Here is a 25,749-nt window from a genome sequence, read left to right as displayed (position 1 = left end):
CTTGGTCATTTAAAATATTCACAAAGGTGATCATTTTTTTCAGAAATGAACATCCTCCCTGTTCGGGAATGCTCTTCTACTACTTTGATATATCCTGCTTATTCTTTAAATTGACAAAAATCATTAATAAAAGAAGTCTTAACAATGGCAGGTAAAAGCATTTTATAAAATTTCTTTATACATTTGAACTGGTCAAAATTAAAACTAAAGAATCATGAATATTCCTGAAAATCTGAAGTACACCAAAGAGCATGAATGGGTCAAAATAGAAGGTGATACCGCCATTGTTGGTATTACCGATTATGCACAGGGTGAGCTGGGCGACATTGTATTTGTCGAAATTGAAACCGAGGGTGAAACACTCTCACTCGATGAAACTTTTGGAACTGTAGAAGCAGTAAAAACAGTTTCAGATCTGTTTATGCCGGTGAGCGGTGAGATTATTGAAAAGAATGAATCTTTAGACGATGATCCCGAGTTGGTTAACAAGGACCCCTATGGCGACGGATGGATGATCAAAATTAAAATGAGCGAAGCTGCGGAGGTCGAACAGCTACTGGATGCTGAAGCCTACAAGGCACTCATTGCAGAATAAATTACTTCCATAAATAAAAAAATACTAAGCAGGGTTTTTTTGACACCCTGCTTTTTTATTGCTTACTTTATTAAAAAAATAAATTATATTTGATTTAGCCTCACTTAAATAAGTTAATGAATCAATATGATGAAAAATTATTGGTAAGCAAACTAAGAGAAGGCAATCATCTGGCCTTTGACACTTTGTTTGAGCTTTATTTCGATCGTTTGTTCCGTTTCACAGTAAGTATTATTAAAAACAAAAACGATGCTGAGGAAATTGTACACGATGTATTTGTAAAAGTATGGGATAAACGATCAAGCATCAACACCTATTACTCCTTCAAATCGTATCTTTTTTCCATTACTTATCATATGATGATTTCGTTCCTACGCAAGCAAAAAAACAATGAATCGGGGCTTGATGAAGGAGTGAATAATCTACCCGACTCTGCCCACTCAGCTGCTGATACTCAATTGCTATATAAGGAACAACTGGCACTGATTGATCAGTTAATCAACGAAATGCCCTACATGCGACGTAAAATTTTTCGCATGAGCCGTTACGAAGGCTTATCCTACGCTGAAATTGCCATGAAATTTGGTATTTCAAAAAACACCGTTGAAAACCACATTGCCTCCGCCTTGAAATACCTGCGAAAAAAAGCCGCTGACAGAGGCCTGTCGTTCCTGCTTGCTCTCTGTCTGTTTTTGAGCTAATTACAAACACGCCTGTAAAAAAACCAACAAATTGCAGATCGCCATCAAACGACGATTGGCAGTCATTCAATTAAAAATGAATTTTTTTTTGATCAGTACTAGTGGTACCGGTCAAATAATGCGTATTACTTATTAAACACACAATTAGCAGAAAAGAATGAAGGAAGAAAAGAAGGAGGATTTGATTTACAAATACCTTGAGGGGAAGCTGGATCGTGAAAAGCTGAATCAACTGAAAGAAAATTTGATTTATGACGAAAAGGGCTACAGAGAATTGCTTGGTAAGCTATGGCAACATGATTTATATCCTGAGCACGAAGGCGAATTACCAGACAAAAAGAGAATAATTAATGAAATTCATCACCGCATTAACATCAACAAGGACCAGAAACTACAGAAAAATAGCTGGAGGAAAGTTCAAAGAACACTGACACTGGTGGCTGCAAGTTTATTCATTCCGCTTGCACTATGGGTCGGTTATAACCAATACAAAACCAACAACATTGAAAGCACTGTGAATGAACAGTATGTTGAGGTATATTCACAGCGGGGTGTACGAAGTAAGATTAATTTACCCGATGGCTCAGAAGTGTGGCTTAACAATGCCAGCAAATTAAGATACCCTGTGGTTTTTAAAAAGAAACGAATCGTAGAACTTGAAGGTGAAGGCTATTTCGAAATTGAAAAAAATGCCGAAAGCCCCTTCGTTGTTAACACAAAACACATCGATGTGAAAGTGTTGGGAACAAAATTCAATGTGATGTCGTACGACGACGACAACAGAATTGAAGTTGCCCTTCTGGAAGGCAAGGTGGCTTTGTACCGCGATGTGCTTGATCAAAACAAAGCGCTGTCTGAATTGAAACCGGGTGAGCTTGCAAGTTACATGAAAGCCGACAAGCAACTACATATCAGGGAGACTGATGTCAAACGGCACATTGCATGGAAAGATGGCAAACTGGTTTTTTATGAAGTCCCGCTTGCCGAGGTAGCTCATAAAATGGAAAGGTGGTACAATTGCGAAATTGTAATCACCGACAAAGCGCTGGCGGCCATGCACCTTACAGCAACCTTTGAGGGCGAAAACCTGGAACAGGCATTAAAGCTGATGTGTATGGCTGCACCAACCAGCTACCAGCTCACTCCTGCCCAAAAACACGACGATGGAACCTTTACAAAACAGAAAGTAACGATTAATAAGAAATGTAAAATGAAATAACACAAAAACATGCAGGAAAAAAGGAAGGAAAACCGTCACATTTCCCTTCCCCTAAACACTTGCATCAAAGCAAATTATTTATTTAAACTAATTACAAAACTATGAAAAAATCTAACATTCTGAATTATTTAAGGGAGAGGTGTGCCCTTAAATCAAAGATTTACCTCACTATGAAACTAACTATCTTTCTATTGTTTGTCACACTGGCTCAATCGTTTGCAATTCAGACTTATTCCCAGGCAACCAAACTATCGCTCGAAATGCGTGCCGTGTCGGTTAGGGATGTTCTCAATGAGATTGAAGCCAACACCGAATTCTATTTCCTGTACAGCAGCAATGTTGTAAATGTTGATCGGATTGTTGATGTTAAAACAGAAAATCAACCCATACAGGATGTACTCCGTATGATTTTTGACGAATCGGATGTCAAATATGACATCTTTGATCGTCAGATTGTACTATCAGATAAAAACTCCGGCACGCAAACGGCACAAAACCAAATTGTAGTTGGCGGTACCGTTAGCAACACCTCGGGAGAGGTAATGCCCGGTGTAACAGTGGTTCTGAAGGGAACTACCATCGGGGTAATAAGCGATGCCGACGGAAAATACACCCTGCGCAATGTACCTGACGACGGTGTACTGCAGTTTTCCTTTATTGGCATGCAAACAAGCGAGGTACCAATTAACGGACAACAGCAGGTCGATGTCGTCATGTACGAAGACATCATCGGCCTTGAAGAGATTGTGGCCGTAGGTTATGGTGTTCAGAAAAAGAGCGATGTAACCGGAGCCATGGTCAGTGTAAGTTCAGAGGATCTCACTTCACGGCCCGTAAGCAATGCACTCGAAGCACTTCAGGGCAAGGCCGCCGGGGTTGACATTACTTCGAACGAACGCCCCGGCGAAATTGGCACCGTACGCATTCGCGGGGTACGCTCGCTCACAGCCACCAGCGATCCATTGTATGTTGTTGACGGAGTGCCGCTGATGTCGGCCAGCTCGATCGAAACCATGAACACCCGCGACTTCGAATCGATCGACATCCTGAAAGACGCATCAGCAACGGCCATTTATGGTTCACGCGGTGCCAACGGGGTCATCCTCATCACCACCAAACAAGGACAAAGCGGTAAAATAGCCCTGAATTATTCGGGAACCCTTACCATGGAAAACATAATCGACCGCGCTCCGATGATGGATGCCGGTGAATACCTTACCTGGCGCCGTTGGGCATGGTACAATGCCGACCCGGACAAATACCCGGCAGGCAATCAACCCACCATCGAAAACGACAAGGTCATATTTTACGAAGCTGCCGATCCGGCTACCTGGAAAAACATCGAAAAAGGATGGTCGGGTAATACATGGGATGGTTCAAAAGTAACATCCACCGACTGGACCGACTATGTAACTCAAACAGCCCTGATTCACGATCATACCATCAGTGCAAGTGGCGGCACCGATAAAATGAATATTTATGCCTCGTTTGGCTACCTCGATCAGGAAGGCACACAAATCGGGCAATGGTACAATCGCTACACCAGCAAACTGAGTATCAACATTACTCCCATCGACTGGTTTGAAATGGGAGCCACCATCAATACTTCATGGAGCAATCAGGATTACGGTTTCTCCACACTGGGAGCTTCTTCTTCGTCGGGCCCCAACAGCATCTACAATGCTGCAGCCCGGATTTATCAGTATGCAGTACCTTACAATGAAGACGGAAGCCTTAATCCGACCCCTGGTGGCGACGGCAATGTACTCACCATTATCAATGAATGGGACTATTCAACCCAGCAACGTCAAACACTTAGGGCCCTGGCAAGTTTCCATGCAACGGTCGATTTTGGTCAAATGACTTCAGCACTAAAAGGTTTAAGTTACAGGGTTAACTTCGGCCCCGATTTCCGCCACTGGCGCGAAGGAGTATACATCGATGGTCAGTCGGTTAACCGCCTGGGCGGTGACTCTTTTGCACGACTGAACAACCGTCGTGACTTTTCGTGGACCATCGACAACATGCTGACCTACGACATGACTGCCGACGAACACAAAATAGGAATCACCCTGCTACAGACTGCTTCAAAATGGAATTACGAGGGCAGCTCGATGTCGGCCAAGAATGTGCCCAAAGCAAGTTATTTGTGGAATGCCATGGGCACCATCGATGTATTGAATTCAGAAAACGCAGTTGGAATCAGTTCCTACCTGAACGATCGCCAGCTGGCCTCGTACATGGCACGTATCAACTACTCACTGAAAGACAGGTACCTGCTTACCGTATCGGGCCGATACGATGGTGCATCACAACTTAGTGAAGGGAACAAATGGACTTTCTTTCCATCGGCTGCACTTGGATGGCGTGTCGACCAGGAAGATTTTATGAACGACGCTTCAGCGCTTGATCAGCTTAAACTACGTTTTGGTGTTGGACGAACAGGTAATTCGGGCATCAGGCCTTATGCTACCAAAGGAGATATTCAGTCCTTCCTGGTTCCTTTTGGAGGAGCAGAAAATACGCAGGCTTATGCCACCAACGAGCCCAACTATACCAGTACACAAATCGAAATGGCCAATAAGGAACTGGGCTGGGAAATGACAACCCAATACAATGCCGGGGTCGATTTTAGCCTGTTCAAAGGTCGTTTGGGCGGAGCGCTCGATCTCTACACCTCTTATACTTCCGACCTTCTGATGGATATGAACATCTCCCCCATCACCGGCTATGAATCGATCTATGCCAATGTTGGGGAAACAAAAAACAAAGGAGTTGACATCACGCTGAATACCATCAATGTTCAAAGCAAAAATTTCAGCTGGTCAACGAACATCAATGCTGCCTGGCAGAAAGACGAAATTATCACCCTGGCTTATGGCAAACAGGACATGGTGGATAATGCCTGGTTTATCGGGCAGTCAATTTTGGTGTTTTACAATGTGGCCCACGATGGTTTGTGGCAGGAAGCCGACGCTGCCGAAATGGAAAAATTCAATGCCAACGGACACAATTTTGAAGCAGGGAAAGTGAAACCGGTAGATACCAACGATGATTACCTCATCGATGCCGAAGACCGGATCATACTAGGAAATACCATGCCCCGCTGGACTTTTGGTATGACCAATACTTTCGACCTTGGTAACTTTGAACTTTCATTTCTCCTGTACGGACGTTTCAAGTATATGATCAACACAGGGGGTGAAGGCCAGCTGGGACGTTACAACCAACGTTCGATCGATTACTGGACTACAGAAAACACCGATGCCGAATGGCAGAAGCCAATTTACAACGAAGCAGGTGGCGACGCCTATTCAAGTCTTTTAGGTTACAGGGAAGCATCGTTTCTGAAACTACGGAATATTTCGCTGGGATACAATGTTCCCCGGAATTTTACCAGCCGCTATCACATCGACAACCTGAAAATTTATGTACAGGCAAAAAACATGGGCAGCCTTTACTCAACGGTCGACTGGCTCGACCTCGATTTAGGCGGATCAACCTTTAACCGTGGTTTTGTTTTTGGAGTTAACATTGGTTTTTAGAAGAAAATACATGGATAATTATCTCTGTAGCTTAAAATCAGAAATTAACAGCTTGTCATTAAAATAAAAATTAAGAAACAATGAATAAGATAAAGAAAATAATATACAGTATGCTTGCTCTTGTGGCTATAGCAGGCATCAGCTCATGTGGCGACGAATTTCTTACCGAAGAACAAACCACTGCCTACAGTACCGATCATTTTAAAACCGAAGAAGGACTTAACAACCTGTCGGTTGCTTTGTATGCCAACATTCGTTACCACTTTGCCTACGAATGGGCTTATGGTTTTACCAACTACGGAACCGATGAGTTTTCGATGGGAACCGATTTCACCAGCGAAATGTGGAACAACTACGATTCACGTTTGGCTCCCTATGTGACCAACTCGGCCAATAAAAATTTCCCCTCACCCGATCACCTGTGGAACCAGATGTATTATGGCATCAACTCGGCAAACATCATCATTAAGAATCAGGATTTCTTTGAGAGTGAAGACCTCAGGAACAAATGTCTTGGCGAAGCTTACTATTTGCGAGGCTACAATTATCTGCGCCTGGTTTCGCAATATGGTGGAGTTGTGTTACAGCTTGAACCCGCCGAGGGGGTGGTAAGAAACTTCACCCGCTCGACGGCCGAAGAATGCATGGCCAGCGTAATTGCCGATTTCGAAAAGGCTTACCAGCTACTGCCTGAGGATGAATGGCGCGGCAACGGAACCTGGACGAAACCTGCTGCTGCCCATTTTCTTGCAAAGGCCAAATTGTTCAGATGCTCTGAAAGAAACGACAGCTGGAACGAATCCTATAAAGATGCTGATCTGCAAGACATCATTACACTTGCCGACTATGTAAGCGGAAAACGCCCGCTTGCGCCAACTTACCAGGCTGTTTTTGCCGAGTGGAACGGAATTGACTGTGCCACAGAAATGATTCCTGAGATCCTGATGTCAGCACAATTCAATCAGAATGCCACCGGAGGTGCCAACGGCCGCTTTGGAAACCGTACCTATTGTTATTTCCCTGCCCAATATTCCAACATGGGATACATGACCCGTATGGGCGCTGTAAGTCTCGATTTTCAACGGCTGCGTACCAGCGAATATGCTTTTAATGTTTTTGATATTGAAAACGATTCCCGCTTCTGGAAATCATTCAAAACCATGTACAATGTGAACAAAACCACCGCCGACAATGAATACGGAATTGAAAATGGTGATCTGTGCATCATTTATCTGGTAAACGATCAAAGCGACACACGCTTCGATGTGGCAGATTTTGGTCCTTCGTCATTCAAATACACCGACACCAGAGGCAATGGCAAAGTGGTACCTCATGCTTTTATCAATTATGACAAAAATGGCAACTGGGTTGGTCAAACCTGGGGTAACAACCGTTATATCCCCCTGTCGAAGTATGAAGATGGAACAATCACACCTAAAAGTACCGAGAGCTCGCGCGACGGCGTACTGGCCCGTACAGGCGAAACGTATCTTATAAAGGCTGAAGCACTGGTACGCCAGGGAAAATACCAGGATGCCATCGAGGTGGTCAACCTACTTCGTAAGCGCGGTGAATGGGCCAATGGCGAAGATCGCTCCTTTTATCAGGATGGTTGTCAGGCAGCAGCCAATGCCAGCGATCCGGCATCGGGTTACAGCAGTCGGAATTCCTATTACGAATCGCTGAACATTGCTGAGACTACAGCCCCTTCGGAACTCGAGATCAGTACCTATACCAACCTGCCCGAAGTGGATGAAAAAATTCTGACTCAACTTGGAGTGAGTGGCGATTACCAACGCATGCTTCATTTTATACTGAATGAACGCTCGCGGGAATTGTACGGCGAATTTTTACGCTGGGAAGACCTTTCGCGTACTCAGACCCTTGTAAGCAGAGCCAAAGCATTTAACCCCGAAGCAGCGACCAATGTAAGTGAACACCATCATCTTCGCCCAATTCCTCAATCGTTTATCGATGGTTTATTGAACGATGATGGTACAAACCTTAGCGATGAACAATTAAAAGCAATGCAAAACCCCGGCTATTAAGACAAAGTTCGCAGTTTAGTAATTTAAGGAGTGGCTGGCATTACAGTCACTCCTTTTCTTTATGGTCTAAACCTACTCGCCTGAACTGCCTGCCAATGTTCAGCGAATTTATGTATCTTAATCGCTGTATTGCCAACATTAACTTAAATCGAAAAACACAATGCGAAGCGTAGTATTTATCTTACTGGTATTCATGGCCACACAGGCCCTGGCTCAGCGCAGTAATTTCTTTCCGCCCGAAGACCTGACCACTGTTGGTGCCTACTATTATCCCGAACATTGGGATGAGGCACACTGGGACCGTGACCTGAAAAAAATGGCCGAAATGGGTTTTGAGTTTACTCATTTTGCTGAGTTTGCCTGGGCGCAACTCGAACCCGAGGAAGGAGTTTACGATTTTGACTGGCTGGACAGAGCTGTTGCCTTGGCTGACAAACACCAGCTAAAAGTAATCATGTGTACTTCAACTGCCACACCGCCTGTTTGGCTGGTTCGCAAATACCCTGAAATTTTAAAAATGCATGAAGACGGAACACGCATGGACCATGGTTCGCGACAGCATGCTTCCTTTTCAAGCGAGGTATACCGCCGTTACTCCATGAAAATGATTGTTGAATTGGCCCAACACTATGGAAACGATGAACGTATTATTGGCTGGCAACTCGATAATGAGCCTGCTACCAACGTTGATTTTAGTGCCGATGCTCAAAAACGCTTTCGTGAATGGCTCAAAGAAAAATACCACAGCATCGATGCACTGAACAAAGCCTGGGGTACTAATTTCTGGAGTGGCACCTACAGCGACTTCACCGAGATCAACATTCCCAAACGCAGCCAATGGGGAATGAACCTGTATCAACGTCTCGACCACAGCCGCTTTTGCGATCACGAAACCGCATCATTTCTCGACGAGCAGGCCGCAGCCATCCGCAAATACGTCCATCGTAACCAATGGATCACCACCAATTACATTCCCTATTACGATGCCCGTTATGCAGGTGCCAGCAAGGAACTCGACTTTATCACCTACACCCGCTACATGGTTTATGGCGAACATACCGGTATTGGCCGTAAAGGCTATCGCGTGGGAGAATATTCGCGAATTGCCATGGCCAACGACTATTTCAGACCGCTGACACCAATTTATGGTGTTATGGAATTACAGCCGGGTCAGGTTAACTGGGGCTCCATTAATTCACAGCCACTTCCAGGTGCCGTTCGTTTGTGGCTATGGCATGTGTTTGCCGGAGGAAGTCAGCTCACCTGTACCTACCGCTTCAGAGCCCCCGTTTATGGCTACGAGCAGTATCACTATGGAATTGTTGGCCCCGATGGTGTGAGCCCTACTCCCGGCGGACTGGAGTTTCAGCAGTTTATGAATGAGATCAATCACTTGCGTGAACATGCATCGTTGGGAACGATTCCCGAAAGCTATGAAACAAAAACCAGCGCCATTCTATACGATCCCGACAATACGGTTGCCATGAATCAGAACAAGCAAACCACCCTTTGGGATACCGAGCAACATGTATTAAAATACTACAAGGCTTTAAAATCGTTTGGCGCACCGGTCGATTTTATTCGCGACACCATGGATTTTACAGCTTATCCGGTAATCATTGTTCCGGCCTATCAGCAAATGAGCCTCGAACTGATCGAAAAATTAAGTACTTATGTTGAAAATGGAGGCAATCTGGTCATGTCGTGCCGTACAGGACATCAGAATGAACTCGGGCATCTGTGGGAAGCCCGTCATGCCGAACCCATTTATCAACTCATTGGTGGTGAGATTGAAAGCTACGACCTGCTGCGGCCTTATGCTTCGGATACAGTGATTATGGGTGATGAACGCTTTGCATGGACCAGCTGGGGCGACCTGCTGAATCCCGGTAAGGAAACCGAAAGCTGGGCAAGCTACAGCGGAGACTTCTATGCCGGAAAAACTGCAGTGAGTTTTCATCAGCTAAAAAAAGGCAGTGTTTGTTATGTGGGAGCCGACAGCAATAAGGGAGATCTCGAATTGGCTGTACTAAAAAAAGTTTATAAGCGTCTCAACATCGCTGTTGAAAACTACCCGCCGGGAGTGATTGTTGAATACCGCGATGGTTTCGGTATTGCCATGAATTATGCCGATAGCGACTACACCATGAAACTTCCCTCAGATGCTGAGATCCTGGTTGGTCAGCGCGTAATCCCAACAGCCGGAGTACTTGTATGGAAACTCGATTAAAGAATTGATGCTTAGAAGAAACCGGCCAAAACAGAAGCGGCTGTTTCCTTTTCAAATAACTACAATGAAGAAGAGCCCGCATGATGCGGGCTCTTCTTTATTATTAGTTTTTGAACTTACAATTTTTTGGCTACCTCAACGGTTGTAAACGATTCGATGGTATCGCCCACCTTAATATCGTTGTAATTGCCAACGTTCATTCCACATTCATAACCATTCTTGACTTCCTTCACATCCTCTTTAAAACGTTTAAGAGAGCCCAGATCGCCGGTGTAAATTACTATACCGTCGCGGATAACACGAACTTTGTTGTTACGGATGATTTTTCCATCACGAACAATACAACCGGCAATGGTTCCCACCTTGGTGATTTTGTATACTTCCTGAACTTCGGCTGTACCCACAATTTCTTCCCTGATTTCGGGCGAAAGCATGCCTTCCATGGCAGCCCTGATTTCTTCGATTGCATCGTAAATAATCGAATAGAGTCTGACATCGATCTGCTCCTGTTCGGCCAGCTTACGGGCGGCCAGCGAAGGACGCACCTGGAAACCAATAATAATTGCGTCGGAAGCCGAGGCAAGCATTACATCCGATTCTGAAATCTGACCTACCGCTTTGTGTTTCACATTCACCTGAATTTCGTCGGTAGAAAGCTTAATCAGCGAGTCGGACAAGGCTTCGATTGAACCGTCCACATCACCTTTCACAATGACATTCAGTTCCTGGAAGTTTCCAATGGCGATACGACGACCAATTTCGTCAAGCGTAATGTGCTTTTGGGTACGCATACCCTGTTCGCGCTGGAGTTGCTCCCGCTTATTGGCAATTTGCCGGGCATCGCGTTCGGTATCCATTACATTGAACTTATCACCAGCCTGCGGGGCACCATTCAAGCCAAGTATCAGCGCCGGCTCAGCAGGTCCGGCCTGGCTGATCTTTTTATTCCGCTCGTTGAACATGGCCTTAACGTGTCCCATGTACTGACCTGCTAAAATGATATCTCCTTCTTTCAGGGTTCCGTTTTGTACCAGCACAGTAGCCACATAGCCACGACCACGGTCGAGCGATGATTCAATAATCGAACCAGTGGCATTCCTGTCCGGATTCGCCTTCAGTTCGAGCATTTCAGCTTCAAGCAATACTTTCTCGAGTAATTCTTCGATACCAATACCGTTTTTAGCTGAAATATCCTGCGACTGGTATTTACCACCCCAGGCTTCAACCAAATAATTCATATTGGCCAGCTTTTCCTTGATGGCGTCGGGATTGGCACCCGGTTTGTCAATTTTATTAATTGCAAAGATGATTGGGACGCCTGCGGCCGAGGCATGATTAATGGCCTCGATGGTTTGCGGCATCACGTTATCATCGGCTGCCACAATAATGATGGCAATATCGGTTACCTGGGCACCCCTGGCACGCATGGCAGTAAAGGCCTCGTGACCTGGTGTATCAAGGAAGGTGATTTGGCGGCCGTCTTCAAGTTCTACGTTATAAGCTCCAATGTGCTGGGTAATACCACCTGCCTCGCCGGCAATTACGTTGGCCTTACGGATGTAGTCGAGAAGGGATGTTTTACCGTGGTCAACGTGCCCCATTACGGTAACAATTGGTGGACGGGATTTCAAATTTTCTTCGGAGTCAGCTTCGTCGTCGATGGCATCCATTACTTCGGCACTGATAAATTCGACCTTGTATCCAAACTCTTCTGCTACCAGCGAGAGGGTTTCTGCATCGAGGCGTTGATTAATCGAAACGAACAATCCAAGACTCATACAACTTGAGATGACCTGGTTGACATTTACATCCATCATGTTGGCCAATTCATTCACCGAAACGAACTCAGTTACCTTAAGAACCATTTGTCCTTCTTCGGCTTTGGCCATATCGCTGGCCTTCTTCTCGGTGTAGGCTGCACGCTTTTCACGACGGTACTTGGCGCCTTTCGATTTCGACTTATTGGTTAAACGAGCCAGGGTATCCTTCACCTGTTTTTGAACATCTACTTCTGAAACTTCCTGACGAACCGGACGCTTACGTTTTCGGTTCAGCGTTGGACGTTTGCCTGCACTGTCTTTATTTTGAGAAGTTGCAGCCGTTCCACCGGCGGCCGGATCAACGCGTTCTTTTTTAATTCGTTTGCGCTTACGGCGCTTGGCATCGGCCGACTGGTTATTGGCATCGGCGGGCTTTTCGCCTGCTTTCTCTTCGGGCTTCTTCTTAACCAAACGTGCCTTGCGTTCTTCTTCCCTTTGTTTTTTACTCTTTTTGGGTGGACGCGTAAGCTGATTAATCGATTTGAGATCGAGATGCCCGACTACTTTAACATCATTTTCTACCTTCGGTATTTTGGTTTCAATGTCGTTACTTTCTTTAGCGGGAGCGGCTTTTTCTTCGGGTGTTTTTACTTTTGGATGAGCCTTTTTCAGCTTTTCACCGGCAGCTTCCTCCCCGGGCTTTTTATCGGCCCGTTCTACTTGTTTCTCAGGGGCTTTGGCTTCTTCGCTTTCTGATTTTGCTTCGGCCTTTTCTTCTTTTGCTACAGGTGTTTCAGCTTCGGATGCTTTCTCGCTTTTGGCCGCATGTTCTTCCTTTTTGACAACTTCGTGGCTCTCTTTTTTCTCAACACTTGTTTCCCTGGCAACTGACTTGCTTGTATCTTCAACAGGAACTTCTTGTGCGGGAACCTCCTCTGCAGGTTTTTCCTCTTTTTTAGGCACCGGCTTTTTCTCAAGATCCATTTTACCCAGAATTTTTACTTGCTGTTTGGGTGTTTCTGTCTTGATCTCTTCAACTGCCTTTTTCTCGCGGGCAGGAGCCTGAGCACTCTTTTTTGCACTGTGATCGGTAATCCGCAGTACATGATCATCTTCTTTCTCCTCATCGGTCACTTCATCCTCAGTTTCCTTTTCATCGATATCATCGATGCTAAGTGTTTCATTTTTCTGATGACGGTGAGCACGGAGATTAAGCTTTTCCGATTCCTTCTTCAACGAGATGTCGCTGCTGTACTCCTTTTGCAGGAGTCCATAGGCTTCGTCGTTGATCTTTGCATTTGGATTCGAATCGACCTGATGACCCTTTTTATGAAGAAATTCAACGATTGTAGAAATTCCTACGTTGAACTCTCTTGCAACTTTACCGAGTCGTTTTGTTCCTTTGCCAGATACCATATTTAACCTTTCGAAATTTTTATTCTTTTGAGAAATCTGTTTGTTATTTTTCAAATTCAGATTTCAGAATTCTTAATACATCGTCGATGGTTTCTTCTTCCAAGTCGGTACGCTGAATAAGGTCTTTACGCGACAGGCTCAAAACATTTTTTGCTGTATCGCATCCTATGGCCTTCAGCTCATCGATCACCCAATCTTCAATTTCATCGGTGAATTCGTCGAGATTGACATCTTCATCGTCAACTTCTGTTTCGCGGTAGACGTCAATTTCGTAACCGGTAAGCTGACTGGCCAACTTGATATTTAAACCACCTTTACCAATAGCCAGTGAAACCTCTTCAGGTTTGAGGTACACTTCGGCTGTTTTGTTTTCTTCGTTGATTTTAATGCTTGTAATTTTCGCCGGATTGAGGGCACGCTGAATAAACAAATTCAGGTTGGAAGTGAAGTTAATCACATCGATGTTCTCGTTGCGTAATTCCCTCACAATTCCATGTATTCTCGATCCCTTCATTCCGACACAGGCACCAACCGGGTCGATACGTTCATCGTACGATTCAACGGCAATTTTAGCGCGTTGCCCCGGCACCCTGACAATTTTTTTGATGGTGATCAGACCGTCAAAAATCTCAGGAACTTCAAGTTCGAACAAACGTTCGAGGAAAGCAGGTTGCGTACGCGACAGGATGATCAACGGATTGTTGTTCTTCAATTCAACTTTATAAACTACTGCACGCACATTGTCACCCTTCCGGAAATAGTCGGTAGGGATTTGTTCTGTTTTGGGCAGAATCAGTTCATTGCCTTCGTCGTCGAGTACCAGAATTTCCTTCTTCCATATCTGATAAACTTCGCCGGTAACAATTTCTCCAACTTTGTCCTTGTATTTAATGTAGATGCTGTCTTTTTCGAGTTCAAGAATACGGCTTGCAAGATTCTGACGCAGGTTCAGAATCGCTCTGCGGCCGAAGTCAATTAATTTCACTTCGTCGCTTACTTCTTCGCCGATTTCATAATCGTCGTCGATTTTTTTAGCCTCCGAAAGCGGAATCTCCTTATTGGGATCGGTAAATTCGTCATCGGCAACAACGTCCCGATAATGCCAGATTTCAAAGTCTCCCTTATCGATATTGATAATGATATCGAAATTCTCATCGCTCCCGTACTTTTTCTGAAGTACATTACGAAATACATCTTCGAGCACACTCATCATAGTGGCTCTGTCGATGTTCTTTAAGTCCTTAAATTCGGCAAACGTATCAATCAGACTAACGTTGTCCATTTTCTTCTTTTTTTATTATTTGAACGATATAATGTTTTTCACTTTGGGCTTTGACTCAAACAGGATACGTTGGATTTTTATCACTTCCACTTTTTTCTTTTTACCTTCAGGTTTTTCAAGTGTTCTTATTTCGAGGTCAAAACCTTCTTCATCGACCTTTTGAATGATTCCGGTCATTGGTTTTTCACCATCGAGAACAACTTCCACATTTTGCCCGATGTTTTTCACGTACTGCCGGTAAACCTTGAAAGGTTTTCCCAAACCGGCCGATGAAACACTGAGTTCAAAATCTTCCTGATCCCGGTCGAGCTGTTGCTCAATACTTCTGCTTACCTCAACACACTTTTGAATTGTTACACCCTGGTCTCCATCGATAAGCAATTCAATTGCATTGTTTTTGCTTACTTTAATGTCGACGATAAAATATTCATCGGACAATTCCTGCTGTACCAGCGCTTCAATCTCTTCTTTTTTTATCATGATGCAAGGTTAATAAAATAGGGGACTACCAGTCCCCTATAATTTTACTTACAGAATCGGCCCAAAAATACAAATAATAATGATTCCAACAAAATCAGCACGTTAAATATCAGGGAATAATGAATCATTGGTAAAATATAAGAAACAAAGGGTTAAATGTTAAGCAATTTGCATCGTTTTCACGGAATTGTGTTATACTTTTGAGCAGCCATTTTTACGTTGGCTTTTGCAACCTCAATGATTGAGCCATGTCGGACTTTTCAACCAATAAAAGAAAGATACTAAACGATCCTGTTTTTGGATTTATCAACCTCCAGTCGGACGTTGTTTTCGATCTGATAGAACATCCGTATTTCCAACGTTTACGGCGCATAAAGCAACTGGGACTATCGTACCTGGTGTATCCCGGCGCCAACCACACCCGCTTTGAACATGCACTGGGCGCCCTGCACCTGATGCGGTCGGCCATCGACACCCTGAGAATCAAAAACATTGAAATCAGCCCCGAGGAAGCCGAAGCCGTAATGATCGCCATTTTACTTCACGACATCGGCCACGGTCCTTTTTCACACGCACTGGAGTACACACTCGTTACAGGCGTTACGCACGAGCAGCTTTCGTTAATGCTGATGGAGCAACTCAACATGGAAATGAACCATCAACTTGATATGGCCATTGCTATTTTTCGCAACCAGTACCACAAAAAGTTCCTGCATCAGCTGGTTGCAAGCCAGCTCGACATGGACCGTCTCGACTACCTTCGTCGCGACAGTTTTTTCAGCGGAGTAGTTGAAGGCACCATCGGGTCGGACCGCATTATTAAAATGTTGAATGTTCGAAATGATCAGTTGGTGGTAGAAAAAAAGGGAATCTATTCGGTTGAAAAATTTTTATTGGCCCGCCGGCTGATGTATTGGCAGGTTTACCTGCATAAAACAGTTATTGTTGCTGAGCAACTGCTCATTAATGTATTAAAAAGAGCCAAACAACAGGCCCTCAGTGGAAATGAAATTTTTGCCACACCGGCCCTCAGCTGGTTTCTTCATCATCAAAGCGCGCCCGGGGCCTTAAGTAATCCTGAATTGAAAGCTGAACTACTGAATCATTTTATCGATCTTGACGATACCGACATCATGGCATCAATAAAAGTATGGCGCAGGCACCCCGATCCTGTTCTGTCGTATCTGTCGAAAGCAATCGTCAATCGTAAATTATTTAAAATTGCACTGGCCTCCAAACCCTTCCCTGCCCGGCGCATCGATGAACTGAGATCGAAAGCAGTCCAACATTTTAAGCTCGACATGGATGATGCGCATTTTTACGTTTTTTCGGATCACATTACCAATAAATTATACGAACTCGACGTTGACGACATCATGGTTTTACTTAAAAACGGAAAGACCGTCACCCTCGAGAAAGCATCCGACATTGCCCTGGGTGCTTTGTCGAAAAGCGTAAAGAAGTATTTCCTCTGCTATCCCAAAGAATTGGATTATAATTAATTTTTTTGTTTATTTCGCGGTTAAATTTAAAGCACATGAAATTCACAGCACGACAGATCGCTTCATTTCTCGGTGGTGAGCTAATTGGTGATCAGGATATTGAAATTAATAATGTTTCGAAAATTGAAAATGGCCAACCTGGCACAATTTCCTTTTTATACAACCCGAAATACAACGAATACATCTACAGTACCCAGGCCTCGGTAGTTTTGGTCAACCGCTCGTTTACGCCTGAAAAAGAAATAAAGCCAACACTTATAAAAGTAGAGAATGCCTACGATGCGCTGGCCCGGCTAATGGAATTTTATGTCGACTCGCTACCAGTAAAAAAAGGCATTGAGGCCCCTTCATTCATCTCATCAACAGCCACCATCGGATCGGACTGTTACGTAGGGGCCTTTAGCTACATCGATGAAGGGGCAGTGATTGGAAACAATGTACAGATTTACCCACAATGCTGGATTGGACGCGGTGTTACCATTGCCGACAATACCATTTTATACGCAGGTGCCAAAGTGTATCCTGAATGCAACATCGGCAAAAATTGCATCATCCACTCAGGGGCTGTAATCGGAAGCGATGGCTTCGGCTTTGCTCCGCAGGATGACGGAAGCTATAAAAAACTGCATCAGATTGGCAATGTTGTTCTCGAGGACAATGTAGAAATCGGAGCCAACACCACCATCGACTGTGCCACAATGGGTTCGACCAGACTGCGCAAGGGGGTTAAAATTGACAACCTTGTACAAATCGCACACAATGTCGATGTGGGAGAAAACACTGTGATGGCTGCCCATGTGGGCGTTTCAGGTTCGGCCACCATTGGAAGCAATTGTGTATTTGGCGGCCAGGCAGGCGTTGCCGGTCACATCAAAATTGGCAATAAGGTAACACTGGGTGGAAAAACAGGTGCATCGAACAACATCCCCGACGGAAAAATCATGATGGGAGAATGGGGCATGGATGCTTCACGTTTTCGCAGAGTATATGCCGTGTTCAGAAATCTCCCTGAGTTATCGATGGACGTAAATCGTTTAAAAAAGAAATCAGAACAATAAATAGCTGTAAAACACGATAATATTATGGTAATGAAGCAAAAGACCATTTTAAATGAGGTACATTTAAGCGGCAAGGGCTTACACACCGGAATTCCGGTAAATATGACAATGAAGCCCGCACCTGCCAATGCCGGAATTGTTTTCAAACGCATCGATCTGGAAAATCAACCTGAAATAGAAGCTGATGTCAGAAACGTGATTGACACCTCACGTGGAACTGTTCTTGAAAAAGAAGGTGCCCGGGTTGGAACCATCGAACACACCATGGCTGCCATCACCGCCCTTGGAATCGACAACCTGCTGATCGAAATCGATGCTCCTGAAGCTCCCATCCTCGACGGCAGTTCAAAACTGATTTACGAAGGGATTGGTGAAGACAACCTCAAGGAACAGGACGCCGAACGAATTTATTTTGAGATCAGGGAAAAGATCGTATTCAAAGACCACGAGACTGGTGCCGAGCTGCTTGCGCTTCCCGACGATCAGTTCAGTGTTGATGTGATGATTTCGTTCAATTCACCCGTTCTCGACAATCAATATGCACGGCTGGAAAGCCTCGACCAATTCAAAACAGAGATTGCACCCTGTCGTACCTTTGTCTTTCTTCATGAACTTGAATTCTTGTTAAATAACAACCTTGTTAAAGGTGGCGACCTGGATAATGCCATTGTAATCATGGACCGCGATGTGAACCAAAAAGAGCTCGACCGCATTGCCGACCTCTTCCACCACGAGCACATCCAACTGAATGGCAACAAGGGAATACTCAATAATCTGCAACTTCATTTTACCAATGAACCGGCGCGTCATAAACTGCTCGATGTAGTAGGCGACCTGTCGTTACTGGGGCATCCCATCAAAGGAAAAATTATTGCCACCCGCCCGGGGCACAGCGCCAATACACAGTTTGCCCGCCTGTTGCAGAAAGAAATGAACAAACAATTTTCTAAAACAGCACCTCCAATCTATAATCCCGATCAGGAACCCTTACTCGACATCGTTAAAATTAAGGAATTACTTCCACACCGCTACCCTTTCCTGATGGTCGACAAGGTGATTGAGATCAGGGAAAAACACATTGTAGGGGTGAAGAACATCACCACCAACGAACCCATCTTCACAGGCCACTTCCCCGAAGAACCTGTTTTCCCCGGTGTACTGCAGATTGAAGCCATGGCACAGGTTGGCGGGCTTTTTGTTCTGAACCAAATGGATCCGAATAAAAGTTATTCAACCTATTTTATGAAAATTGATGGCATTAAATTCAGAAAAAAAATAATTCCGGGCGACACACTTATTATAAAAGTCGAAATGGTTTCACCTATCCGAAGAGGAATTGCGACCATGAAAGGATATATCTTTGTTGGCAACCAGTTGGCTTCCGAAGGAGAATTCATGGCCCAGATCATCGAAAACAAATAGCCGAAATAAAAACACAACTTTATTGCGTAATGATTCACCAACTATCAAATGTACACCCTAAAGCCAGAATCGGTAACAATGTAAGCATTGAAGCCTTTGTCACCATCCATGAGGATGTGGAAATAGGCGACGACACCTGGATAGGGCCCAATGCTGTCATCATGGATGGAGCGCGCATTGGCAAAAATTGCAAAATTTTCCCCGGAGCAGTCATAGCGGGCATTCCGCAGGATTTGAAGTTCAAAGGAGAAGAAACAACGGTCGAAATTGGCGACAATACGACCATCAGAGAGTATGTTACAGTAAACCGCGGAACAGCCGCCAAAGGCAAAACGGTAGTTGGAAAGGACTGCTTACTGCAATCCTATTCCCATGTTGCCCACGACTGTCTGATCCACGATCGGGTCATTCTTGGCAGTTATGCCGGACTGGCAGGTGAGGTAGTCGTCGAAGACTGGGCCATTGTGAGCCCCTACACTGCGGTTCATCAATTTTGCCGTATTGGAAAGCATTCATTTATAGCCGGTGGAAGCCTGGTTCGAAAAGACATCCCGCCTTTCATACTGGTAGCCAACGAGCCGCTCTCATATGCAGGTGTTAATTCGGTTGGCCTGCGCCGTCGTGGTTATACTGTTGCCCAAATCAATGAGATACAAAATGCCTACCGATACATCTATCTGAAAGGACTGAACAACACCCAGGCACTTAAAGCCATCGAAGCCGAATTGGATATGTCGGTCGAACGCGACGAGATCATACTTTTTGTAAAAAATTCGGAAAGAGGCATTGTTAAAGGTCCACAAGACTGATATTGTGATCAATACCAAGTTTATTGATATAAAAAACACCGGCGCTCAACCGGTGTTTTTTTTTCAGCTGTTTTATTCGCTCTGTAATATTTTATTGCTCATCTTTCCCCTTTAGCGGATTCCACCCCTGAGCAGTCAGTTCAATTTCCGAACCGCCGTTGGTAACCAAGCGGGTGCCTTCGTCAGCGGGAGTCATATGGCCAATCACTGTAATATCGGGGTGATTTCTGATTTTGTCGTGCTCGCTAAGCGGGATGGTAAACAACAGTTCATAATCTTCACCTCCGTTTAGTGCAGCCACCAGGGGGTTCATGTTTAACTCTTCAGCCATTCGTTTGGTTTCGGCATCAAGCGGGATGCGCTCCTCAAATATTTTGGCACCCGTGCCCGAGGCTTTTGCCAAATGCATTATTTCCGACGACAAACCGTCAGATATATCCATCATGGCGCTGGGCTTTATTTTTAAATCAGCAAACACCTTGTGCATGTCGGTTCGGGCTTCCGGTTTTAACTGGCGCCCTAAAATATAATTGTAGCCATCGAGTTGAGGCTGAATGGCAGGATTATCCTTAAATACCTGATTTTCGCGTTCAAGCAAATGAAGCCCCATGTAGGCTCCTCCCAAATCTCCTGTAACACAAATCAAATCAGTATTTTTAGCACCGTTACGATAAACCAGTTCTTCCTCATTGGCAGCACCAAGCGCTGTAATACTAATAACCAGGCCTGTTAGTGACGAAGTCGTGTCACCTCCTATTAAATCAACGCCGTAACGTTCGCAGGCAAGATGAATACCGGCATACAATTCTTCGATGGCTTCAACCGAAAACTTGGAAGAAATGGCCAGCGATACCGTTATTTGCTGTGGAATGGCATTCATGGCCGCCAGATCACTCAGATTCACTACCACTGCCTTGTAACCCAAATGCTTCAAGGGAACATAAATCAAATTGAAATGAACACCTTCGGTAAGCAGGTCGGTGCTTACCACTACTCTTTTTTCACCATAATTTAATATGGCTGCATCGTCGCCGATTCCCTTCTCACTGCTTGCATTCTTAAGCTTAACATTAGCAGTCATTCGGTCAATCAGTCCAAACTCCCCTAGTTCCGAAACAGGTGTTACTTTCCTTTCGTTATCAGCCATTTTATATCAGATATTATAGTACGTAATTCGCTTTGTCGGGCCAAAAATAGGACTAGTTTATTATCTTTGCAACAATTTTTAAACAGTCTGGTTAAAACGTTGTTAGAATAGAACATCAGACGTAAACAATGCTTTTATGACAGAACAAGATAAAATATTAGAGAAGGTAACGAACGAAGATTACAAATTCGGTTTCATTACTGATATTGAAACAGATATCATTGAAAAAGGCCTTAGCGAAGACGTTGTACGCATCATTTCGGCTAAGAAAGAAGAGCCCGAATGGTTGCTGGAATTCAGGCTGAAAGCCTACCGCAACTGGCTTACAATGAAAGAGCCCGACTGGGCCTATCTGAAAGTCCCGCCAATTGACTATCAGTCGATCAGCTATTATGCTGCACCGCGTAAAAAACCAACGCTCAATAGTCTCGACGAAGTAGATCCCGAGTTACTCGAAACCTTTAACAAACTGGGCATTCCGCTCGAAGAACAAAAACATCTGGCAGGGGTTGCCGTCGATGCAGTGATGGACAGCGTATCGGTAAAAACAACTTTTAAAGAAGTGCTGGCTGAAAAAGGCATTATCTTTTGTTCGTTCAGCGAGGCAGTAAAAGAATTTCCCGATCTGGTACAAAAGTATCTCGGAAATGCAGTACCTCCGGGCGACAATTATTTTGCAGCCCTTAATTCGGCTGTATTCAGCGATGGGTCTTTCTGCTACATTCCTAAAGGAGTAAGGTGTCCGATGGAGCTGTCTACCTATTTCCGAATTAACGCAGCCAACACAGGTCAGTTTGAACGCACACTCATTGTAGCCGACGACGACAGCTACGTTTCCTATCTCGAAGGATGTACAGCACCCCAGCGTGATGAAAATCAACTGCACGCTGCCGTGGTCGAAATCATTGCCATGGAACGCGCCGAGGTAAAATATTCTACGGTGCAGAACTGGTATCCAGGTGACAAGAATGGAAAAGGCGGAATCTACAATTTTGTAACCAAGCGAGGAATTTGCCGTGGCGATTTCTCAAAGATTTCGTGGACCCAGGTTGAAACCGGATCGGCCATTACCTGGAAATATCCAAGCTGTGTACTATTGGGCGACAACTCAAAGGGAGAATTTTATTCAGTAGCACTCACCAACCATCATCAGCAGGCCGACACGGGAACCAAAATGATTCATATTGGTAAAAACACCCGCAGCCTGATCGTTTCAAAAGGAATCTCAGCAGGAAGGAGCAACAACTCCTATCGCGGTTTGGTAAAAGTTTCAAAGCGCGCCGACAACGCCCGTAACTTTTCACAATGCGATTCGCTGCTCCTGAGCGACCGTAGTGGAGCCCATACCTTCCCCTACATCGAATGTGCCAACAAATCGGCCGTGCTCGAACACGAAGCCACCACCTCGAAAATAAGTGAAGATCAGATTTTTTACTGTAACCAGCGAGGTATCGACACCGAAGATGCAGTAGGTATGATTGTAAACGGCTATGCCAGGGAAGTGCTTAACAAACTCCCCATGGAATTTGCCGTCGAAGCACAAAAGCTTCTGGCCATCAGCCTCGAAGGAAGTGTTGGATAAAATTATGAATGGTGAATGGTGAATGATAAGTTGTGATAAATGAAAACGAATGTATTAAAAGATAAAAGTTTTGCATTTGCTGTTCGCATTGTTAATATGTACAAAATCTTATCAGAGACCAAGAAAGAGTTCATTTTAAGCAAACAGATGCTACGTTCGGGTACAGCAATTGGTGCTTTATACCGCGAAGCAGAACACGCAGAAAGCAAACAAGATTTTATTCACAAATTATCGATTGCCCAAAAAGAATGTAATGAAACGCTATATTGGCTGGACTTACTAAAAGAGACATCGTATCTTGATACTATCGAGTACAGTAATTTACATTACGATTGCAATGAATTAATGGCTCTTTTGGTTAGAATAATAAAATCAACAAAAGAAAGTATCATCTTATGATTGTAAAGTGATTATAATTTATAATTCACCATTTACAATTAACAATTAACAACTTTAGAACATGTTATCAATAAAGAACTTGCACGCCACCATCGATGGCAAAGAAATATTAAAAGGAATTAATCTGGAAGTAAAGCCCGGTGAAATACATGCCATAATGGGCCCCAACGGTTCGGGAAAAAGTACCCTGGCCAATGTATTGGCAGGTCACGAAAACTACGAAGTGAGCGAAGGAGAAATCAGCTATCTGAATGAGAACCTGCTCGACATGGCAGCCGAAGAACGTGCCCGTAACGGCATCTTCCTAAGCTTTCAGTATCCCATCGAAATTCCCGGTGTGAGCATGGTGAATTTCATGAAAACTGCCGTTAACGAACACAGGAAACACAAAAACCTCGAACCGCTTACTGCATCTCAGTTTCTAAAACTGATGGAAGAAAAGAAAAAGATTGTCGAAATCAGTTCACAGCTTACCAATCGTTCGGTAAACGAAGGATTTTCGGGAGGTGAGAAAAAACGAAACGAAATTTTTCAAATGGCCATGCTTGAACCCAAACTGGCCATCCTCGACGAGACCGATTCGGGACTCGACATCGACGCACTGCGCGTAGTTGCCAATGGAGTAAATAAACTCAAATCGGCCGACAATGCAACCATTGTGGTAACCCACTATCAACGACTGCTCGAATACATTGTGCCCGACTTTGTGCATGTACTGTACAATGGTCGAATCGTTAAATCAGCAGGTAAAGAGCTGGCCTACGAACTCGAAGCCAAGGGATACGACTGGCTCAAAAACGAAGCAGCAGTATAAGCCGGCCTTCATGGTCAAACAAATCAATAGCAGCCCGTTTTTTCCGGGCAGTAAATGAGAATTAGCAATGATCGAAACAATAAAATATACAGCAACTGACGAACTGGTCGAGCTTTTTACGTCCAATCGTGAAATTTACGATGAGAATTGTCCTGCCTTTATGAACCGCCACCGCGATGCTGCGATGGAGAAGTTCAGAAAAGCCGGCATTCCTTCCCGTAAGAATGAAGATTACAAATACACAGATCTGCGTCCGGTTTTTCAAAACGATTTTTCGGTAGTACCCCGTTATGTCGAACAAAATGTCGACCTGCACGAGGTATTCAAATGTGATGTTCCGCAACTTAACACCCATGTCATTCTGCTCATCAACGGATGGTATTACGGTCGCAACCGGCGCATGGGTGAATTTCCCGAAGGAGTCATCTGCAGCAGCCTGAATCATGCTGCCCGTGAGCATCCCGAGATCGTCGAAAAATACTACAACCAAATGGCAGCCGGAACAAACGACCCCATGGCCAATCTGAATACCGCACTGGCCAAAGATGGTTTGTTTTTCTATGTACCCGACAATGTTACGCTCGAAGCCCCCGTTCAGGTAATTAACCTGCTCGATGCCAGGGAAAACACACTGGCCATTCAGCGTAATCTTTTTGTAATGGGCAGAAACAGCGAGGCCAAAGTGGTTTTCTGCGATCACACCCTGAACGACAACTATTACATTCTGAATAATACCAGCGAATGCCACATTGAGCCAGACGCCCGCTTTGGTATTTATTCCATTCAGAACCAACACAATGGCGCTGTTAACATCACCAATTTCTTTGGAAACATCGAAAGCCGTGCCAATCTCGACACCAATGCAATTACCCTGAATGGTGGGATTGTACGAAACAATCTGAAAGTGGTACTGAATGGAGAACATGCCCATGCCACCATGAATGGACTATCGTTTACCGATGCAACGCAGCATGTCGACAATTTTACATCCATCGACCACAAGGTACCTAATTGCACCAGCAGCCAATTGTACAAGAACATACTCGACGACCAGTCGAGCGGAGCCTTTACCGGTCAGATTCATGTTTTCAGAGATGCGCAGAAAACCGAAGCCTTCCAGCAGAATAACAATGTACTGCTTAGTGAAAAAGCCGAGATGAACACCAAGCCAAGACTGGTAATCGACGCCGACGATGTACGGTGCAGCCATGGCGCCACCGTAGGTCGTATCGACGAAGATGCCTTATTTTACCTGCGTGCCCGCGGTATTGGGGAGAAAGAAGCCAGGCTGATGATCATGTTCGCCTTTGCCGATGAAGTGCTTTCGCAAATTGGCGTTGGTGTACTTCGTGAACGCATGGAAGAACTGGTCGACAGACGTTTACGTGGCGAATTGGGACCCTGCCAGCATTGCTCGCTACACCACAAAAAATAATCAAAATATGCAATACAGGAACATCCGGAAAGACAATTGAATTTGTTTTCCGGATGTTTTTAAATAAAATCCCCAATGCCGCAGGCAGGGCCCATCCTGTAACCGATGGTTTCAACCATAGGCTAATCAGCACCAACCCTACATCCGATGCCAAGTGCCATAGGCACGGCCTATATCGATAACCACAAAAGGCCATCTGCAAACATGTAACGTCCCTACGGGACTCAACCCCAAACACAACTCCCAACCCATCGGGTTAAAACCCGACGCTACAGTATGAAAACGTTCCTGACGGAACTGAAACA

The 25,749-nt window shown here is 44.7% G+C and carries 18 protein-coding genes; 14 read left to right on the top strand and 4 right to left on the bottom strand.

Annotated features, from left to right (window positions below; translation table 11 throughout):
- Positions 1-214: 214 nt before the first annotated feature.
- The 6 genes from gcvH (at position 215) to FHS86_RS15745 (ending at position 10,338) form a co-directional block, all read left to right on the top strand.
- Complete coding sequence (gene gcvH / locus FHS86_RS15770) at positions 215-595, top strand: glycine cleavage system protein GcvH (protein WP_429415846.1); 381 nt, start codon at positions 215-217, stop codon at positions 593-595.
- 116 nt (positions 596-711) lie between these two features.
- Positions 712-1,296 (top strand): RNA polymerase sigma factor, encoded by a 585-nt coding sequence (locus FHS86_RS15765; RefSeq protein WP_429415844.1) that lies wholly within the window; start codon positions 712-714, stop codon positions 1,294-1,296.
- Positions 1,297-1,453: 157 nt separating this feature from the next.
- The gene (locus FHS86_RS15760) at positions 1,454-2,515 is read left to right on the top strand and encodes a FecR family protein (protein ID WP_429415841.1); all 1,062 of its coding nucleotides are present in this window, start codon (positions 1,454-1,456) and stop codon (positions 2,513-2,515) included.
- 170 nt (positions 2,516-2,685) lie between these two features.
- Positions 2,686-6,060 carry a TonB-dependent receptor gene (locus FHS86_RS15755; protein WP_429415838.1) on the top strand — a complete coding sequence of 1,125 codons (3,375 nt, stop codon included), beginning with the start codon at positions 2,686-2,688 and terminating at the stop codon, positions 6,058-6,060.
- Between the two features lie 80 nt (positions 6,061-6,140).
- Positions 6,141-8,108, top strand: a complete 1,968-nt coding sequence (locus FHS86_RS15750) for a RagB/SusD family nutrient uptake outer membrane protein (protein ID WP_429415835.1) — start codon at positions 6,141-6,143, stop codon at positions 8,106-8,108.
- A gap of 160 nt (positions 8,109-8,268) precedes the next feature.
- On the top strand, positions 8,269-10,338 hold the full coding sequence (locus FHS86_RS15745; protein ID WP_429415832.1) for a beta-galactosidase: 2,070 nt from the start codon (positions 8,269-8,271) through the stop codon (positions 10,336-10,338).
- A 116-nt stretch (positions 10,339-10,454) separates the two neighbouring features.
- Here FHS86_RS15745 and infB read toward each other — a convergent pair whose 3' ends face one another.
- The 3 genes from infB to rimP are packed head-to-tail and all read right to left on the bottom strand — an operon-like array spanning position 10,455 to position 15,276.
- Complete coding sequence (gene infB / locus FHS86_RS15740; protein ID WP_429415829.1) at positions 10,455-13,514, bottom strand: translation initiation factor IF-2; 3,060 nt, start codon at positions 13,512-13,514, stop codon at positions 10,455-10,457.
- A gap of 43 nt (positions 13,515-13,557) precedes the next feature.
- Positions 13,558-14,796 carry a transcription termination factor NusA gene (gene nusA, locus FHS86_RS15735; protein ID WP_429415826.1) on the bottom strand — a complete coding sequence of 413 codons (1,239 nt, stop codon included), beginning with the start codon at positions 14,794-14,796 and terminating at the stop codon, positions 13,558-13,560.
- Positions 14,797-14,811: 15 nt separating this feature from the next.
- Positions 14,812-15,276: a ribosome assembly cofactor RimP gene (gene rimP, locus FHS86_RS15730; RefSeq protein WP_429415823.1), complete on the bottom strand. Its 465-nt coding sequence runs from the start codon at positions 15,274-15,276 to the stop codon at positions 14,812-14,814.
- 248 nt (positions 15,277-15,524) lie between these two features.
- On the opposite strand from rimP, the gene FHS86_RS15725 reads away from it, so the two are divergent.
- From FHS86_RS15725 to lpxA, 4 genes are read left to right on the top strand one after another with little or no spacing between them, the layout of a single operon-like run.
- Entirely contained in the window at positions 15,525-16,778 is a 1,254-nt protein-coding gene (locus tag FHS86_RS15725) for an HD domain-containing protein (RefSeq protein ID WP_429415820.1), read from the top strand.
- A 35-nt stretch (positions 16,779-16,813) separates the two neighbouring features.
- Positions 16,814-17,836, top strand: coding sequence for a UDP-3-O-(3-hydroxymyristoyl)glucosamine N-acyltransferase (gene lpxD / locus FHS86_RS15720; RefSeq protein WP_429415818.1), 1,023 nt, complete (start codon positions 16,814-16,816; stop codon positions 17,834-17,836).
- A gap of 24 nt (positions 17,837-17,860) precedes the next feature.
- Positions 17,861-19,258, top strand: a complete 1,398-nt coding sequence (locus tag FHS86_RS15715; protein WP_429415816.1) for a bifunctional UDP-3-O-[3-hydroxymyristoyl] N-acetylglucosamine deacetylase/3-hydroxyacyl-ACP dehydratase — start codon at positions 17,861-17,863, stop codon at positions 19,256-19,258.
- A 29-nt stretch (positions 19,259-19,287) separates the two neighbouring features.
- Positions 19,288-20,067 carry an acyl-ACP--UDP-N-acetylglucosamine O-acyltransferase gene (gene lpxA, locus FHS86_RS15710; protein WP_429415814.1) on the top strand — a complete coding sequence of 260 codons (780 nt, stop codon included), beginning with the start codon at positions 19,288-19,290 and terminating at the stop codon, positions 20,065-20,067.
- A gap of 91 nt (positions 20,068-20,158) precedes the next feature.
- Here the strand turns inward: lpxA and thiL are convergent, their stop codons facing one another.
- A complete protein-coding gene (gene thiL, locus FHS86_RS15705) occupies positions 20,159-21,214 on the bottom strand; it encodes a thiamine-phosphate kinase (protein ID WP_429415812.1) in 1,056 nt (351 codons plus the stop codon).
- 136 nt (positions 21,215-21,350) lie between these two features.
- Between thiL and sufB the strand changes: the two genes are divergently transcribed.
- The 4 genes from sufB to sufD all read left to right on the top strand — a co-directional run bounded on the left by sufB (position 21,351) and on the right by sufD (position 25,444).
- Positions 21,351-22,796 (top strand): Fe-S cluster assembly protein SufB, encoded by a 1,446-nt coding sequence (gene sufB, locus FHS86_RS15700; RefSeq protein ID WP_429415810.1) that lies wholly within the window; start codon positions 21,351-21,353, stop codon positions 22,794-22,796.
- A gap of 39 nt (positions 22,797-22,835) precedes the next feature.
- Entirely contained in the window at positions 22,836-23,195 is a 360-nt protein-coding gene (locus FHS86_RS15695; protein WP_429415808.1) for a four helix bundle protein, read from the top strand.
- A gap of 61 nt (positions 23,196-23,256) precedes the next feature.
- Positions 23,257-24,009, top strand: a complete 753-nt coding sequence (gene sufC / locus FHS86_RS15690) for a Fe-S cluster assembly ATPase SufC (protein WP_429415806.1) — start codon at positions 23,257-23,259, stop codon at positions 24,007-24,009.
- Positions 24,010-24,076: 67 nt separating this feature from the next.
- Entirely contained in the window at positions 24,077-25,444 is a 1,368-nt protein-coding gene (gene sufD / locus FHS86_RS15685) for a Fe-S cluster assembly protein SufD (RefSeq protein WP_429415803.1), read from the top strand.
- Positions 25,445-25,749 lie beyond the last annotated feature (305 nt).

It is taken from the genome of Roseimarinus sediminis (assembly GCF_050433125.1).
GTDB lineage: Bacteria > Bacteroidota > Bacteroidia > Bacteroidales > Prolixibacteraceae > Roseimarinus > Roseimarinus sediminis.
Note: the sequence above shows the minus strand (reverse complement) of the source record. Positions and strands in the feature narration are given on the sequence as shown.